This is a genomic window from Pseudonocardia sp. SID8383 (genome assembly GCF_009864975.1).
Lineage (GTDB): Bacteria > Actinomycetota > Actinomycetes > Mycobacteriales > Pseudonocardiaceae > Pseudonocardia > Pseudonocardia alni.
This window is the reverse complement of the sequence record NZ_WWFY01000680.1, coordinates 1-14,395: the sequence shown is the minus strand read 5'-3', so window position 1 is coordinate 14,395 and position 14,395 is coordinate 1. Positions and strand designations below refer to the sequence as shown.

18 protein-coding genes and 1 pseudogene are annotated in these 14,395 nt (G+C 72.6%); 6 read left to right on the top strand and 13 right to left on the bottom strand.

What is annotated here, in order from left to right; translation table 11 throughout:
• The 9 genes and pseudogenes from GTW08_RS16505 to GTW08_RS16465 form a co-directional block, all read right to left on the bottom strand.
• Positions 1-257: pseudogene (locus tag GTW08_RS16505) on the bottom strand (allophanate hydrolase subunit 2 family protein); the annotation flags it as partial.
• Positions 254-868, bottom strand: a complete 615-nt coding sequence (locus GTW08_RS16500; RefSeq protein ID WP_161152188.1) for a 5-oxoprolinase subunit B family protein — start codon at positions 866-868, stop codon at positions 254-256. The gene GTW08_RS16500 and the pseudogene GTW08_RS16505, both read right to left, overlap by 4 nt.
• Positions 869-1,462 carry an FABP family protein gene (locus tag GTW08_RS16495; RefSeq protein WP_224403989.1) on the bottom strand — a complete coding sequence of 198 codons (594 nt, stop codon included), beginning with the start codon at positions 1,460-1,462 and terminating at the stop codon, positions 869-871.
• Between the two features lie 47 nt (positions 1,463-1,509).
• On the bottom strand, positions 1,510-1,680 hold the full coding sequence (locus tag GTW08_RS16490) for a hypothetical protein (RefSeq protein WP_157818430.1): 171 nt from the start codon (positions 1,678-1,680) through the stop codon (positions 1,510-1,512).
• A gap of 241 nt (positions 1,681-1,921) precedes the next feature.
• On the bottom strand, positions 1,922-2,221 hold the full coding sequence (locus GTW08_RS16485; RefSeq protein ID WP_073575842.1) for a DUF1416 domain-containing protein: 300 nt from the start codon (positions 2,219-2,221) through the stop codon (positions 1,922-1,924).
• Between the two features lies 1 nt (position 2,222).
• The gene (locus GTW08_RS16480; protein ID WP_073575843.1) at positions 2,223-3,059 is read right to left on the bottom strand and encodes a sulfurtransferase; all 837 of its coding nucleotides are present in this window, start codon (positions 3,057-3,059) and stop codon (positions 2,223-2,225) included.
• Positions 3,060-3,093: 34 nt separating this feature from the next.
• The gene (locus tag GTW08_RS16475; RefSeq protein WP_161152187.1) at positions 3,094-3,552 is read right to left on the bottom strand and encodes a DUF4395 domain-containing protein; all 459 of its coding nucleotides are present in this window, start codon (positions 3,550-3,552) and stop codon (positions 3,094-3,096) included.
• 208 nt (positions 3,553-3,760) lie between these two features.
• Entirely contained in the window at positions 3,761-4,192 is a 432-nt protein-coding gene (locus GTW08_RS16470) for a thioredoxin domain-containing protein (protein WP_161152186.1), read from the bottom strand.
• Between the two features lie 12 nt (positions 4,193-4,204).
• On the bottom strand, positions 4,205-5,035 hold the full coding sequence (locus GTW08_RS16465; RefSeq protein WP_161152185.1) for an LmeA family phospholipid-binding protein: 831 nt from the start codon (positions 5,033-5,035) through the stop codon (positions 4,205-4,207).
• A gap of 201 nt (positions 5,036-5,236) precedes the next feature.
• Between GTW08_RS16465 and GTW08_RS16460 the strand changes: the two genes are divergently transcribed.
• From GTW08_RS16460 to pstB, 6 genes are all read left to right on the top strand, one after another.
• A complete protein-coding gene (locus GTW08_RS16460; RefSeq protein WP_062399702.1) occupies positions 5,237-6,022 on the top strand; it encodes a winged helix-turn-helix transcriptional regulator in 786 nt (261 codons plus the stop codon).
• 16 nt (positions 6,023-6,038) lie between these two features.
• Positions 6,039-6,923 carry a mycothiol synthase gene (mshD, locus tag GTW08_RS16455; protein ID WP_161152184.1) on the top strand — a complete coding sequence of 295 codons (885 nt, stop codon included), beginning with the start codon at positions 6,039-6,041 and terminating at the stop codon, positions 6,921-6,923.
• Between the two features lie 198 nt (positions 6,924-7,121).
• Positions 7,122-8,225 carry a phosphate ABC transporter substrate-binding protein PstS gene (pstS, locus tag GTW08_RS16450; RefSeq protein WP_073575848.1) on the top strand — a complete coding sequence of 368 codons (1,104 nt, stop codon included), beginning with the start codon at positions 7,122-7,124 and terminating at the stop codon, positions 8,223-8,225.
• A 127-nt stretch (positions 8,226-8,352) separates the two neighbouring features.
• A complete protein-coding gene (gene pstC / locus GTW08_RS16445) occupies positions 8,353-9,297 on the top strand; it encodes a phosphate ABC transporter permease subunit PstC (protein WP_073575849.1) in 945 nt (314 codons plus the stop codon).
• A gap of 1 nt (position 9,298) precedes the next feature.
• Positions 9,299-10,414, top strand: coding sequence for a phosphate ABC transporter permease PstA (pstA, locus tag GTW08_RS16440; RefSeq protein WP_073575850.1), 1,116 nt, complete (start codon positions 9,299-9,301; stop codon positions 10,412-10,414).
• A gap of 11 nt (positions 10,415-10,425) precedes the next feature.
• Positions 10,426-11,205, top strand: a complete 780-nt coding sequence (pstB, locus tag GTW08_RS16435) for a phosphate ABC transporter ATP-binding protein PstB (RefSeq protein ID WP_073575851.1) — start codon at positions 10,426-10,428, stop codon at positions 11,203-11,205.
• Between the two features lie 68 nt (positions 11,206-11,273).
• Here pstB and GTW08_RS16430 read toward each other — a convergent pair whose 3' ends face one another.
• From GTW08_RS16430 to GTW08_RS16415, 4 genes are all read right to left on the bottom strand, one after another.
• Positions 11,274-11,936 carry a phosphate signaling complex PhoU family protein gene (locus tag GTW08_RS16430; RefSeq protein ID WP_073575852.1) on the bottom strand — a complete coding sequence of 221 codons (663 nt, stop codon included), beginning with the start codon at positions 11,934-11,936 and terminating at the stop codon, positions 11,274-11,276.
• A 70-nt stretch (positions 11,937-12,006) separates the two neighbouring features.
• The gene (locus tag GTW08_RS16425) at positions 12,007-12,207 is read right to left on the bottom strand and encodes a dodecin family protein (protein ID WP_073575853.1); all 201 of its coding nucleotides are present in this window, start codon (positions 12,205-12,207) and stop codon (positions 12,007-12,009) included.
• Between the two features lie 98 nt (positions 12,208-12,305).
• Positions 12,306-12,962 carry a phosphate signaling complex protein PhoU gene (gene phoU / locus GTW08_RS16420; RefSeq protein WP_062399711.1) on the bottom strand — a complete coding sequence of 219 codons (657 nt, stop codon included), beginning with the start codon at positions 12,960-12,962 and terminating at the stop codon, positions 12,306-12,308.
• A 96-nt stretch (positions 12,963-13,058) separates the two neighbouring features.
• A partial coding sequence (locus tag GTW08_RS16415; protein ID WP_161152183.1) for an LCP family protein occupies positions 13,059-14,395 on the bottom strand: 1,337 nt, incomplete at its 5' end.

Below are 14,395 nucleotides of genomic sequence, written 5' to 3'. Positions count from 1 at the left end.
CTGCCGTCGACGGACACCGGCGCGGGCGCCCCCGTGACGGCGACGGTCCGGCCCCCCAGGGCGCGCACCCGCAGCCCGCCGCCGAGCAGCTCCAGCCCGGCGGCGCCGTCGTCGTTGCCGACCAGACGGTTCCCCAGCTCGTACGCCGGCCCGTCCAGCGCGCCCGACGGCGGCACCCCCAGGTGTGCGTGCCCCGGACGTCCGCGGTCGGTCACCAGCGCCTGCGGCCCGGCCCGTATCACCAGCAGCGCGCTCACCGGGGCTCGAACCGGACGCGATCGCCGGGGGTGAACAGCGCGGGCGGGTCGGCGTCGGGGTCGAACAGGACCGTGTCGGTGCGGCCGATCAGCCGCCATCCGCCGGGGGAGCGCCGCGGGTAGACGCAGCTGTAGACGTCGGCGATCCCGACCGAGCCGGCGGGCACCGCGGTCCGCGAGCTCTCCAGGCGTGGCTGCCGCAGCGGCTCCGGGAGCCCCGAGAGGTAGCCGAAGCCCGGCGCGAAGCCACAGAAGTCCACCCGGTACTCCGCGCCGCTGTGCAGCGCGACCACCTCGTCGACGGACAGGCCCGCGGTCTCGGCGACGAGCGCGAGATCCTCGCCGTCGTAGGTCACGGGCAGCGTGTGGACGGTGCCCGTGACCGCCTCGCCGGCGGCCGCGTCCGCGGCCCGTGCGACCTGTACGACCCGCTCGGTGGCGGCTCCGGGCGCCACCTCGACGAGCACGGTCCGGGCGGCCGGGACCAGCTCCCGCACCTCGGGCAGCGCGGCGTCCCGCACGGCGGCGGCGACGGCCGCCACTCCGGCGGCGTCGTCGACCTCCAGCAGCACCGCCCGCCCGCCGCAGCGGCGGACCCGGACCGCGAGCAACTAGCCGACCACGCGGTGCAGGACGGCCGAGATGTGCGGCTGCATCGGCTGCCCGACCATCGCGCGCTCGTCGACGTAGGCGAGGTCGCCCTGGTTGACCAGGCCGTAGAGCCGCTTCGCAGCGGTGACCTCCTTGGCCGAGGGCGTCCGGGCGATGGCGTCGGTCTCGATCTGCCAGGACCGCATGTCGCCCCGCGGCCCGTAGTAGACCTCGACGATCCCGGTGTGGTGCGCGATCAGGACCTCGATCGAGCCGTCCTCCTGGGGCCGCCAGAAGCCGGTCTCGCGGGCGGCCTGGCGGATGATGCCGCCGTCGTCGTCGAGCAGCCAGGAGCGGGCCTCGTAGGACAGGAACGGACGGCCGTCGTGCGCCCAGGTGATCTGCTGGCCGAAGTGGAACGGGCCCTCGATCGTCGGGTAGACGACCTCGCCGGTGCCGCGCCAGGTACCGACCAGCGGTAGCAGGCCGAGGCAGGCCTCGTGCAGGTCGGGGCCCTGGCGCAGGTTGGCGGTGTCGTCGTCGACGGGCAGGTCGGGCCACTGCGGCCGGTTGCGCTGCGGGGAGTCCGGGGCCGCGTTCTCCGGACCGGTGATCGTGGTCTGCAGCTCCTCGTCGGACGCTGCGGCGGGCTCGGGGTCGGTCACGGGGTCTGCTCCTCGGTGTGGTGGTCGTCGGGGTCCCGTTCGGGATCGGGACCCGGCCCGGGCGCGGCGACGGGCTCGACGACGAACAGGCGACGGAGCAACCAGCCGGCCCAGGCGGCGGTTCCCGCGGACAGGGCGATCAACAGCCCGGTGGAGAACCAGTGCACGGCGGGCGAGTCTACTGACCTGCCACGCCGGCGCGCCTCCCCGGCCGTTCCGACGCGCGGACCGGCGGGACCGGAACGCCGAACGCCGCCCCGGCGGGACCGGGACGGCGTTCGGTGGAACGGGCGGGCGCCCTCGCGCTCAGGCGACGGTGTCGTCTCGCGCCTTCGCAGGCTCAGGCGACGGTGTCGTCTCGCGCCTTCGCAGGCTCAGGCGACGGTGTCGTCTCGCGCCTTCGCAGGCTCAGGCGACGGCGATCTCCGCGCGGTGCAGCCCCGGCCCGTCGACGACGAGCTCGGACTGCCCGTTACCCGAGCGCGACAGCGCCCGGACGGTCCAGGTGCCCGGGGCGGCGAAGAACCGGAAGTCACCCGAGGCCGAGGACACGACCTCCGCGGTGAACTCCCCGGTGCCGTCGAGCAGCCGGACGAAGGCACCGGCCACCGGGTCGCCGGCGGCGACGACGCGGCCGGCGAGCACGGTCTCCTTGGAGAGGTCCGTGTTCGGGGGCAGGGTCAGGTTCTGGTCAGGTGCGGCACACACGTCACTTCGCTCCCAGCTCGATCGGCACGCCGATCAGCGAGCCGTACTCGGTCCAGCTGCCGTCGTAGTTCTTGACGTCGGAGTGGCCCAGGAGCTCGTGCAGCACGACCCAGGTGTGGCTGGAGCGCTCGCCGATGCGGCAGTAGGCGATGGTCGCCTTGCCCTCGTCGAAGCCGGCCTCCTTGTAGAGGGAGGCGAGCTCGTCGTTCGACTTGAAGGTGCCGTCCTCGTTGGCCGCCTTCGACCACGGGATGTTGATCGCGCTCGGCACGTGGCCCGGACGCTGGCTCTGCTCCTGCGGGAGGTGGGCCGGGGCCAGGATCTTGCCGGAGAACTCGTCGGGCGACCGGACGTCGACCAGGTTCTTGGCGTCGATCGCGTCGACGATCTCGTCGCGGAACGCGCGGATCGAGGTGTCGGCCTCCTTGGCGGTGTAGGAGGTCGCGGGGCGGTCCTTGACGTCGGTGGTCAGGGTCCGGCCGTCGAGCTCCCACTTCTTGCGGCCGCCGTCGAGCAGCACCACGTCGTCGTGGCCGTAGAGCTTGAACTCCCAGTACGCGTAGGCGGCGAACCAGTTGTTGTTGCCGCCGTAGAGCACGACCTTGTCGTCGTTCGAGACGCCCTTGGCGGAGAGCAGCTGCTCGAACTGCTCCTTGGTGGGGATGTCGCGACGGACCGCGTCCTGCAGCTCGTCGGTCCAGTTGACCTTGACCGCACCGGGGATGTGGCCCCCGTCGTAGGCGGTGGTGTCCTCGTCGACCTCGAGGAACACCACCCCGTCGGTCTCCAGGTTCTCTTCCGCCCAGTCGGCGGTGACGAGGACGTCCTCGCGGCTCATGTCGATCTCTCCCGAATCGTGTGTCGTGGAACGGTCAGGACTGCGCGGCGGTGCCGCGCAGGCGGGCGAGGAGCCCGTACATCTCGCAGCCGAGGCAGAAGCCGAAGGCCGCGTTGAGGAAGGCCGCCGCGAGGGCCGCCGCCGTGGCGACGACACCGAGCACGGTCAGGCCGGACAGGTAGCCGGCCGCCGCGACGACGGTGAACACCAGCCCGACGGTCTGCGAGAAGCGGACCGGGGCGGCGTCCTCGCGCTCGGCGGGCGGACCCAGCCGGGGCGCGAGGAGGTGCCGGTACACGACGCCGTAGGGGGCGAACCGCATGCCGGCGAACGCGCCGACGGCGAAGACGACGGACTGCGCGAGTACGAGCAGGCCGCTGCCGGACAGCAACACCAGCGCCAGGACGACGGTGGTGATCGCGGCGGAGAAGCGGACCCCGCGCGGGTCGAGCCGGGGCTCGACGAGCGCGGATCCGCGGTCCGTGACGGACATCGGACTCCAGTAACCGGGGTGGCAACCTCGGCGTCGCGGGACGCCGGGGCTCAGGACACGCGGGTCAGGAGTCCAGACACAGGCAGCCGGCGAGGCGGCACAGATCGACCGTGCGGCGTCGGGTCAGCGGCCAGTTCACGGGTCCGAGCCTAGCCGACGATCCGCGCCGAGCCCAGCGGTCGGCGCCCACCGGACATCACACACGTTCTCAGCCGGTGGGAAGGGCGGCGACGAGCTCGTCGGTGCGCGGGACCCCGGAGACCCGGAGGACCTCGGCACCGCGGGCGTCGAAGACGACCGTCGTCGGGGTCCGCAGCACGCCCAGCGCCCGGGCGACGTCGACGCGCTCGGCCACGTCGACCTCCACGTGCGCCACGCCCGGGTCCGCCGCGGCCAGGTCGCCGAGGACGCGCGCGGTCTGCCGGCACGGCGCGCAGACCGGTGAGGACAGCTGCAGCAGCAGCGCCCGGCGCCCGTCCGGCCCGGTCCCGGCCAGCTCCCAGCCCGGCCCGGCCACGGCGGGCGCGCCGCTGTCGTCGCCGGAGGGCTGCAGCCGCCCCGAACGGCTGCGCAGGACCAGCCCGACGAGGGTCGCCACCAGCAGGACGACGACCAGCACCACCGCACCCGTGACGTCCACCGACGGCCCCTCTCAGCCCGCGGAGCGGGACGTGCCCGGTCCGCCGCCCACGCTCAGGTCGCGCACGGACCCGGCGATCTGCAGGACGTTGTACTCCGGAACACCGGCCGAGGTCGCGGTGACGCCCAGCGGCAGCGGACCCGGGTCGATGTCCACGGCGAGCGCGCGCAGCATCGAGGTGCGGACCGCGTCCGGCACCGGCTCGTCCGAGCCGTTGATCCGGACGTCCCGCGGGACGATCCGCATCGTGCCGTGGTCGACGAGGAGCACGGTCAGGACGGCCACCTGCGTGTCGGCCCCGTCCACCGGCATCTCCGCGACGAACCGTGCCGCGTTGCGCGGGTCGAGTCCGCGCAGCGCCGGGTCGCCGCCGGCCCGGATCACCGAGTCGATCGCGTTGGCGTCGACGGCCTCGACCGACAGCCGCGTCACCCCGGCGGCCGGCCCGCCGGCGTCGACGACCATCCGGCGGATGTCGTTCGGGCTCACCTGCACGATCCCCTCGGCCGCCGCGGCGCGGAACCGGGCGGGTCCGGGCCCGGCGAGGTCGGACAGGTCCCCGCGCAGGCCGTACATCTGTACCTGGAGCTCGGGTGTGCGCAGCGGCCCGACCGGGACCCGCTGCAGCGTCATCTCGACATGGCCGTAGCGGCCGGTCGCGGCCTGGGCGAGGACAGAGAAGCCGTGCACCTGCACACGCGGGTCCTCGGGGAGGTCGAGCCGGTCGCGCAGCGCACGGGAGACGCCCGCCTCGACCGCCGCGCCGGTGGCGAGGTCGCCCGCGACGAGCACGGCGGCCACCGCCAGGACGGTGGCGAGCACGCGACGGACGGGGCGTCCCACGACCGGGCCTCCACAGGATCGGGATACGTCCTGACCAGGGTAGAGAGCCCGGCCGCCGGCCCGGTGGGCGGCCCCGGGGCCCCGGAGCGGACCCCGTCCCCGACGGGAACGATCCAGTTCGTGGCGTGAAACCCGTCGCTCTGCGGCTGACCGTGGGGTGACGTCCCGGTATCGTCCGCGTATCGCGAGAAGGGGGAGTCCATGGAACTGCTCCTGCTGACCACGGCTCCGGATGCGGCAGCCGTACTGCCCGCCCTGTCGCTGCTGCCGCACAACGTGCGGACCGCGGCGCCCGAGGTGGCGGCACTGCTCGACGCCGGTCCGCACGACGCCGTCCTGGTGGACGCCCGTTCCGACCTGGTCGCTGCGCGCAGCCTGTGCCGGCTGCTGGGCAGCGCCGGGACCGACGCGCCGGTGATCGCCGTGCTGAACGAGGGCGGCCTGGTCGCCGTGTCCGGCGAGTGGGTGGTCGACGAGATCCTGCTCCCCGACACCGGCCCGGCCGAGGTGGACGCGCGGCTGCGGCTGTTGCGGTCGCGCCCCGGTGCCGAGTCCGCGTCCGGGGGTGGCGCGCTCGTCCTCGGCGAGCTCGTCATCGACGAGGCGACGTACTCGGCGCGGCTCAAGGGCCGGCTGCTGGAGCTCACCTACAAGGAGTTCGAGCTGCTCAAGTACCTCGCGCAGCACGCGGGACGGGTATTCACCCGGGCGCAGCTGCTGCAGGAGGTCTGGGGCTACGACTTCTTCGGTGGCACCCGCACCGTCGACGTCCACGTCCGGCGGCTGCGCGCCAAGCTCGGCGGCGAGCACGAGCAGATGATCGGCACCGTGCGCAACGTCGGCTACAAGTTCGTCCGCCCGTCGCGCGGCGGGCTGTCCGCGCCGCCCGACCAGGACGACGCGGACCCCGAGCCCGTCCCGGACCGTCGCCTGCCCGGCGCCCGGCCCCCGACCGGCCCGGGACGTGGAGCGTGGGTGCCGCGGTGACCTAGGGTCGGCGCTCGTGGACCCGCAGGAGCACTCCCGTCTCGACGCCCCCACCGTCTCCGCGGTGCAGGACCTGCTGAGGGCGGCGACCGCCGCCGACGGCGCCGAACCGCTCTCCGAGCAGTTCCTGATGCACCTGCGCCCGGACGCCCCCGCCGACGGTGTGGCGCACCTCGTCGTCCCCGGTGACGACGGAGCCGTGGCCGGCTACGCCCAGGTCGACGGCACCTACGCCGAGCTGGCCGTGCACCCCGGCGCACGACGGCGGGGGATCGGCGGCGCGCTCGTCGCTGCGGTCGAGAAGGTCACCGCCGACCCGCACGTGTGGGCGCACGGCGACCTCGACGCCGCGAAGGGGCTCGCCGCGGGCCGCGGCTACCGCCGGGACCGCGTGCTCTGGCAGATGCGCCGCACCGGTGCGGCGGGCCCGCTGCCCGCCCTGACCGTCCCCGACGGCGTCACGATCCGTGCCTTCGAACCCGGCCGCGACGACGACGAGTTCCTCCGCGTCAACAACGCCGCCTTCGACTGGCACCCCGAGCAGGGCGGCTGGACCGGCGCCGAGCTCGCCGCGCGGGAGGCCGAGGACTGGTTCGACCCGGCGGGGTTCCTGCTCGCCGTCCACGGCGGCGGCACCCTGCTCGGCTACCACTGGACCAAGGTCCACCCGGCGACCGGCGACGAGCGGGCCCTGGGCGAGGTCTACGTCCTCGGCGTCGATCCGGCCGCCCACGGACGGGGGCTCGGCACGGTCCTGACCCTCGCCGGACTGCACCACCTGCACGACCGCGGGCTGGACACCGTGCTGCTCTACGTCGAGGCGGACAACGCCCCCGCCGTAGCCGTCTACGAGCGCCTCGGGTTCGCCGTACACGCCGCGGACGTCAACTACGCCCGGTGAGACCCGGTCACCGTTCGACGACCGGTGACGGGTTCGTTCGAACGTGTGACGCAGGTCCACCCGGTCGCCGACCCTGTTCATCCCACGTTCATCTTCCGTGGGGGTGGCGTCCAACGTCGACTCCTAGCGTCTGCGGCCGAGTGGTCACCCAGACCGCCGTCCCGCAACCGGCTCGGAGCCGACTCGGAGGAAACTGCAGTGAAGACCAAGCGGCGCGCGCCCCGGGCGCGCCTGGCTGCCGTCGGTATCGCCACGTCCTGCGCACTGTTCGTCGCCGGCTGCGGTGCGGCGAACGAGGGCGGTGGCTCGGACGCCCAGGGTTCGGGCGTCACCGGCCAGATCGCCGGTGCGGGCGCGAGCTCCCAGCAGGCGGCCATGCAGGCCTGGATCGCCGGCTTCACCGGCGCGAACCCCGGCGCGACGGTCAACTACCAGCCGGTCGGCTCGGGCGGTGGCCGTACGCAGTTCGTCCAGGGGGCGGTCCAGTTCGCCGGGTCGGACGCCTACCTGAAGGACGACCAGCTGAACCAGGCGCGGCAGCGCTGCGGCGGCTCGGTCATCGAGATCCCGAACTACGTCTCGCCGATCGCCATCGTCTACAAGCTCGACGGCGTGCAGGACCTGAACCTGTCGCCGGCGACCATCGCGGGCCTGTTCAAGGGCGAGATCACGACCTGGAACGACCCCAAGGTCGCCGCGGACAACCCGGGCGTGCAGCTTCCGGCCACGGCGGTCACCCCGGTGCACCGCTCGGACGAGTCGGGCACCACCGAGAACTTCACCGACTTCCTCAACAAGGCCGCGGCGCAGGTGTGGACCGATGAGGGCGACGGCGAGTGGCCGATCCAGGGCGGCGAGGCCGCCCAGGGCACCTCCGGTGTCGTCGGCGCGGTGAACGCGGGCAACGGCACGATCGGCTACGCCGACGCGTCGCAGGCCGGCGAGCTGGGCAAGGCCAAGGTGAAGCTGGGCGACCAGAACGTCGAGCCGACCGCCGAGGCCGCCGCGAAGATCCTCGAGGAGTCCACGCGCGTCGAGGGCCAGGGCGACACCTCGTTCGCCTTCGACCTGAACAGGACCGCCACCGGCGGTGCCTACCCGGTGGTGCTGGTGTCGTACCTCCTCGCCTGCCCGACCTACCCCGACGCCGCCCAGGCCGACACCACCAAGGCGTTCCTGAACTACGTGGTCAGCGCGGACGGTCAGCAGACCGCGGCGCAGAACGCGGGCTCGGCGCCCCTCTCGGAGGCCCTGCGTGGCCAGATCACCCCGGTGATCGACCAGATCAAGGCCGCCGGCTGACCGTCGGCTTGAGTCGGATGTCATCTAGCCAGGGGCCCCGGGCCGTGTTCATCATGGACACCGAGCCCGGGGTTCCCCGGTGCCGTCCTCCCCTGCCCAGCGCACGATCGCACCCCCAGGGATCACTGTGACCACCACGGAAACGAAGCCCGAACCCGTATCGGGCAAGCCTCCGGGCCAGCTCGGTGACCGCATCTTCGCCGGTTCGGCGAAGGGTGCGGGGATCCTGATCCTGGTCGTCCTCGCCGGGGTCGCCGCGTTCCTCGTCTCCGAGGCCGCGCCCGCTCTCGTCGCTCCGGCGGAGGAGGTGCACGGTGGGCTCGCCGCCTACATCGCCCCGCTCATCTTCGGCACGGTCCTCGGTGCCGTGATCGCCTTGCTGATCGCGACGCCGCTCGCGGTCGGTGTCGCGTTGTTCATCAGCCACTACGCGCCCCGCCGGCTCGCACAGGGGCTGAGCTACGTCGTCGACCTCCTGGCGGCGGTCCCGTCGATCGTCTACGGGTTCTGGGGTGCCTTCACCCTCGCCCCCGCGTCGGTGGCGCTGAGCGTCTGGCTCAACGACTACCTCGGCTGGATCCCGTTGTTCGCCGGGCCGCCCTCGGTCACCGGCCGGACCATGCTGGTCGTCAGTGTCGTCCTCGCCGTGATGATCCTGCCGATCATCACCGCCGTCGCCCGTGAGGTCTTCCTCCAGGCGCCGAAGCTGCACGAGGAGGCCGCGCTCGCCCTGGGTGCCACCCGCTGGGAGATGATCCGGCTCGCGGTGCTGCCGTTCGGCCGCTCGGGCGTCATCTCCGGGGCGATGCTGGGTCTGGGGCGCGCGCTAGGGGAGACGATGGCGGTCGCCACGATCCTGTCGGTCTCCGGAGCGGTGACGCTGAACCTGATCAGCAGCGAGAACCCGTCGACGATCGCGGCGAACATCGCCCTGCAGTTCCCCGAGGCCTCCGGGCTCGACGTGAACGTCCTGATCGCCTCCGGCCTCGTGCTCTTCGTGATCACGCTGCTGGTGAACATGCTCGCCCGTTACATCGTCGAGCGCCGCCGCGACTTCTCCGGAGCGAACTGAGATGTCCACCGGAACCGAACGCAACCGCACCGACACCGAGGTACCCGTGACCAGTACCGGTCTGGAGACCCCCGCCGCGACACCCACGGTGCTGCGCCGTACGGGAAGCCTGCCGAACTGGGCCCCGTGGGCGGTGCTCGTGGCTTCCGCGGTCCTGATGGGTGGGCTCGTCGCACTCCTCGGCTCCGGTGTCGGACTCTGGGTGGTGTCGACCGCCGTCGTGTACGCGGTCGCGACCTATGTCGTGTCCCGGGTCGTCGAGGGCGGTCGCCGGGCCACCGACCGTCTGGTCACCGTCGTGGTCACCACGGCGTTCCTGCTGGCCATGCTGCCGCTGGTGTCGGTCCTCTACACCGTCGTCTCCGAGGGCTGGGCACGGTTCGACGCGACCTTCTTCACCCAGTCCATGCGCGGCATCGTCGGTGTCGGCGGCGGTGGTCTGCACGCCATCCAGGGCACGCTCATCATCACCGGGCTCGCCGCCCTGATGTCGATCCCGATCGGCATCCTGACCGCGATCTACCTGGTGGAGTACGGCAACAACTCGCGCCTGGCGCGGGCCATCACCTTCTTCGTCGACGTGATGACCGGTATCCCCTCGATCGTCGCAGGCCTGTTCGCCTACGCGCTCTTCGCGCTGCTGCTCGGGCCCGGGGTCCGCTTCGGGTTCGTCGGTGCGGTCGCACTGACCGTGCTGATGATCCCGATCGTGGTCCGCTCCACCGAGGAGATGCTGAAGATCGTCCCGAACGAGCTGCGTGAGGCCGCCTTCGCCCTCGGGGTCCCGAAGTGGCGGACCATCCTGAAGGTCGTCATCCCGACCACCGCCGGCGGTATCGCGACCGGCATCACGCTGGCCGTTGCCCGGGTCATCGGCGAGACCGCGCCGCTGCTGGTCACGGTCGGTGCCGCTCTCGGGATCAACCTCAACCCGTTCTCCGGGCCCATGGCGACGCTGCCCGTCTTCTCGTACTACTCCTACGCGGTGCCCGGCATCCCGCGTGAGGCGTTCATCGACCGGGCGTGGACCGCGGCCCTGGTGCTGATGCTCATCGTCATGGTGCTGAACATCCTCGCCCGCGTCATCTCCCGTATTTTCGCCCCGAAGACCCGATAAGGACTCCCGACATGGGCAAGAGTGTCGAAGCCAAGGACCTGAACATCTACTACGGGGCGTTCCTCGCGGTCGAGGGCGTCAACATGACCATCAAGCCGAAGACGGTGACGGCCCTGATCGGCCCGTCCGGCTGTGGCAAGTCGACCTTCCTGCGGTCGATCAACCGGATGCACGAGAACATCCCCGGCGCCCGTGTCGAGGGCCGGCTCGAGCTCGACGGCCAGGACCTCTACGGCGCGAACGTCGACCCGGTCGGCGTCCGCCGCCAGATCGGCATGGTCTTCCAGCGGCCCAACCCGTTCCCGACGATGTCGATCTACGACAACGTGATCGCCGGGATGAAGCTCAACAACAAGAAGGCCTCGAAGTCCGAGTTCGACGACACCGTCGAGCGGTCGCTGCGCGGTGCGAACCTCTGGAACGAGGTCAAGGACCGGCTCGACAAGCCCGGTTCGGGCCTGTCCGGTGGTCAGCAGCAGCGGCTCTGCATCGCCCGCGCGATCGCGGTGCGCCCGGACGTCCTGCTGATGGACGAGCCCTGCTCGGCGTTGGATCCGATCTCCACGCTGGCGATCGAGGACCTGATCAACGAGCTGAAGAACGACTACACGATCGTCATCGTGACCCACAACATGCAGCAGGCGGCGCGGGTCAGCGACTTCACCGGCTTCTTCAACATCGAGGGCACCGGCAAGCCCGGCAAGCTGGTCGAGCTCGACGAGACCAAGACGATCTTCTCCCAGCCGAAGCAGAAGGCGACCGAGGACTACGTGTCCGGTCGCTTCGGCTGAGTCCCCGCAGCACGACGACGGCTCCGGCCCCCTCAGGCGGGCCGGGGCCGTCGTCGTCGCGGGTGGGGTCAGAGCGCGGGTAGCTCGTCCACGGTGCCGCCGGTGACGGCGTAGACGATGTGGTCGGCCAGGTGCACGCAGTGGTCGGCGTAGCGCTCGTGGAAGCGGGCCAGCAGCGCGGCGTCGACGGCGGCGGGCACCCCCGCGGTCCAGTCCGGGCCGAACATCAGCTCGAAGACCTGTCGGTGCAGGGCGTCGACGACGTCGTCGTCGTCACGCAGCTCGGCGGCGAGGACGACGTTGTGGGTACGGAGCGCCTCGACGGCCTTGTCACCCATGGCTGCGACCCGGGCCCCGTAGTCGCGGAACAGCGGGCGGGCCTGCTCGGCGAGCACCGCACGGTCCGCGTTGCGAACGACGGTGGCGGCGACGTGCCGGGCCAGATCACCCATCCGCTCCAGCTGCTGGGCGCACCGCAGGGCGGTGATCACGGAGCGCAGCGACGCGACCATCGGCTGGTGGATGTTCATGGTCTCGACGGCGAGCAGCTCGATCGCGTCGCGGTGGCCGTCGATGACGGGGTCGCGGGAGACGACCTGCTCGGCGAGCCGGGGGCGGTGGCACAGGAGCGCCTCGGACGCGTCGCGGAACGCGGAGGCGACGAGCGGACCCATCTCGTCGAGCATGGACCGGAGCTGCGTCAGGTTGTCGTCGAGCGTCTCCCTGCGCATGGCGACGACCTTAGATCGGAGTCCGTGGCCGATTCGGCCCGGGACCGGTGAACGCTCGGTGAACGCCGGGTCAGGCGGCGCGGGACCGCAGGCCGACGCGCAGGCCGACCCGGAAGCGCTCGGTGGAGCCGAGGACGGTCGATCGGACCCCGGTCACCTCGAACCACTCGAGGGCGTGTCCGGCCCGGCTCATGCCGTCCCGGATCGCCGCCTCGACGCTCTCGTCCGAGGTCCCGACGACCTCTGTGACGACGCAGCCCGCGTGTTCCATGACGCAGACGTGCCCTCGGCGTCGCACCGTCAAACTCGATCGGTCGGCCGTTCGCCGAGCGGGGTGTATCGACTACGTCGAACGGGGCAACAACACCCTCAGACAGCGAGCGGACCGGGCATCTGCCCGGTCACGACGTACACGATCCGGCGAGCGACGGCGACGGCGTGGTCGGCGTACCGCTCGTAGAAGCGTGCGAGCAGTGCGACGTCGACCGCGGCGGACACCCCGTGGGTCCAGTTGCGGTCCATCAGCACGGTGAACATGTGCTGGTGGATGTCGTCGACGGCGTCGTCGTCCGCCTCGAGCTCGTTCGCCGCGTCCAGGTCACGGGTCCGGATGACCCGACCGGCCTTCTCCGCGAGCTCCACACCGACCCGGCCCATCTCGGCGAAGTACGACTTCACCTCGTCGGGCAGCACGGTCTGCGGGTGCCGGCGACGGGCGGCCTGGGCGACGTGCAGGGCGAGGTCACCCATGCGCTCGATGTCGCCCGCACCGTGGATCGCGGCGACGACGACCCGCAGGTCGGTCGCGACCGGCGCCTGCAGGGCGAGCAGGCCGAAGGCCCGGTGCTCCGCGGCGGCACGGACGTCGTCGATCTTGATGTCCTCGGAGATGACCTGCTCGGCGAGCTGGAGATCGGCCTCGAGCAGCGCTGTCGTGGCGCGCGCCATGGCACGTGCGACGTCGTCGCACATGTCTGCCAGGCCGGAGGCCAGCTCGTCCAGCTGCTCCTGATAGGTGTCGCGCATGTCCCGAGCCTAGGCCCCCGGACGGGAAGGTTCAGCTGCAGCGGGTGAACCCGCCGTGAACGCTGGACGACATCCCCCGTTCGGGGTATGGGCGTGTCAGCCGCAGTCGGCGTCGTCGGAGGGGACGGCCTGCACCGGGGCCGCGTCGCCGGCCCCGACGACGAGCTCCAGCATCCGGCTCCCGGTCGGGTCCGGGACCGGCCGCGCGCCGGGCAGCGCCTCCACGAGCGTGCCCGCGGCGTCGGTGTTGTCGGGGGAGTAGCGGACCTGCGCGCCGGGTGCGGCCGGACCGGGCGTGACGGTGCCGATCTCGTAGCCGCGTTCGCGCAGGTCCGCGGCGATCCGGTCGGCCGCTCCAGGGCGTCCGGTCGCGTCGACCAGGTCCACGACGGTGCCCGGCGCCGGGGCGGCCGCGGACCGGGAGGCCGGCGCGGTCGCGCTCTCGGGCAGCGGCTCGTGCTCGCGCAGCGCGGAGAACAGGGTGCGAGCCTCGGAGCGGCGCAGCTCCAGCTGGCCCCGCGTGTTGGGGGCCTCGGTGACCGGGACCGACAGGAACACCGGGGTGTCGGCGTCGCCGGCGGCGCCGGACCGTGCGAGCCCGCGGGCGAGGGTGAGGATCTCGCCGGCGTCGACTCCGTCCGCCGACAGCGCCGACGACACCCCGGCCGCGGAGCGGCCCGGGGCCCCCGGGGTCAGCAGCGACGCGGTCGAGAGCGCGTCGCCGAGCGCGGCGGCGAGCACGCGTTGCTGGCGCCGGACCCGGTTCGCCGGGGAGCTGTCCGCGGTGCCCGCGGCGGAGGCGAACCGGACCGCGGTGGGCCCGTCGAGTTCCACGGTGCCCGAGCCCTCCACGACCGGGCCGAGCACCGGGTCCACGACCGGACGCTCGGTGCAGACCTCGATCCCGCCGACGGCGTCGACCAGCTGCGGGGTCCCGGCCAGGTCGAGCGCGACGACGCCGCTCATCGGCATGCCGGTCAGCTGCTGGACGACGCCGACGCTGCAGGCCGGGCCGCCGACGTCGTAGGCGGTGGCGAAGGCGGTGCGGGACTCAGCGGGCACGGTGTCGCCGTAGGTGCCGGTGGTGGCGTCGAAGCGCCGGCACGGCGGCCGGGACACCTCCAGCGTCGCGGGGATCGACAGGGTGACGGCCGGGCCGCCGCCCGCGGGCCGGTGGACCAGGACCGCCGTGTCGGTGCGCGCGGACTCCGCGGTGCCCGCGCGGTCGGCCTGCAGACCCAGCACCAGGACGTTGCGGTCGCCGGCCTGGACGTCGGCGTCGAGGATCGCGTCGCTGTCCCTGGCGAGGGCGGCGACGTCGCGGACGCCGTCGTGCACCTCGCTGCGCCCGGCGAACCCGTAGGCGGTGGTGACCAGGACGAGGATCGCGGCCGCCGCTGCGCCGATCCGCAGCGCGCGGGCGCGGGCGTCGA

Bases quoted from the DNA above. Each gene is read 5' to 3' on its own strand.
- GTW08_RS16480 (WP_073575843.1), bottom strand. From the start codon at position 3,059: ATGAGCCGCGAGGACGTCCTCGTCACCGCCGACTGGGCGGAAGAGAAC.
- GTW08_RS16475 (WP_161152187.1), bottom strand. From the start codon at position 3,552: ATGTCCGTCACGGACCGCGGATCCGCGCTCGTCGAGCCCCGGCTCGAC.
- GTW08_RS16460 (WP_062399702.1), top strand. From the start codon at position 5,237: ATGGAACTGCTCCTGCTGACCACGGCTCCGGATGCGGCAGCCGTACTG.
- pstA (WP_073575850.1), top strand. From the start codon at position 9,299: ATGTCCACCGGAACCGAACGCAACCGCACCGACACCGAGGTACCCGTG.
- pstB (WP_073575851.1), top strand. From the start codon at position 10,426: ATGGGCAAGAGTGTCGAAGCCAAGGACCTGAACATCTACTACGGGGCG.
- GTW08_RS16430 (WP_073575852.1), bottom strand. From the start codon at position 11,936: ATGCGCAGGGAGACGCTCGACGACAACCTGACGCAGCTCCGGTCCATG.
- GTW08_RS16425 (WP_073575853.1), bottom strand. From the start codon at position 12,207: ATGGAACACGCGGGCTGCGTCGTCACAGAGGTCGTCGGGACCTCGGAC.
- phoU (WP_062399711.1), bottom strand. From the start codon at position 12,962: ATGCGCGACACCTATCAGGAGCAGCTGGACGAGCTGGCCTCCGGCCTG.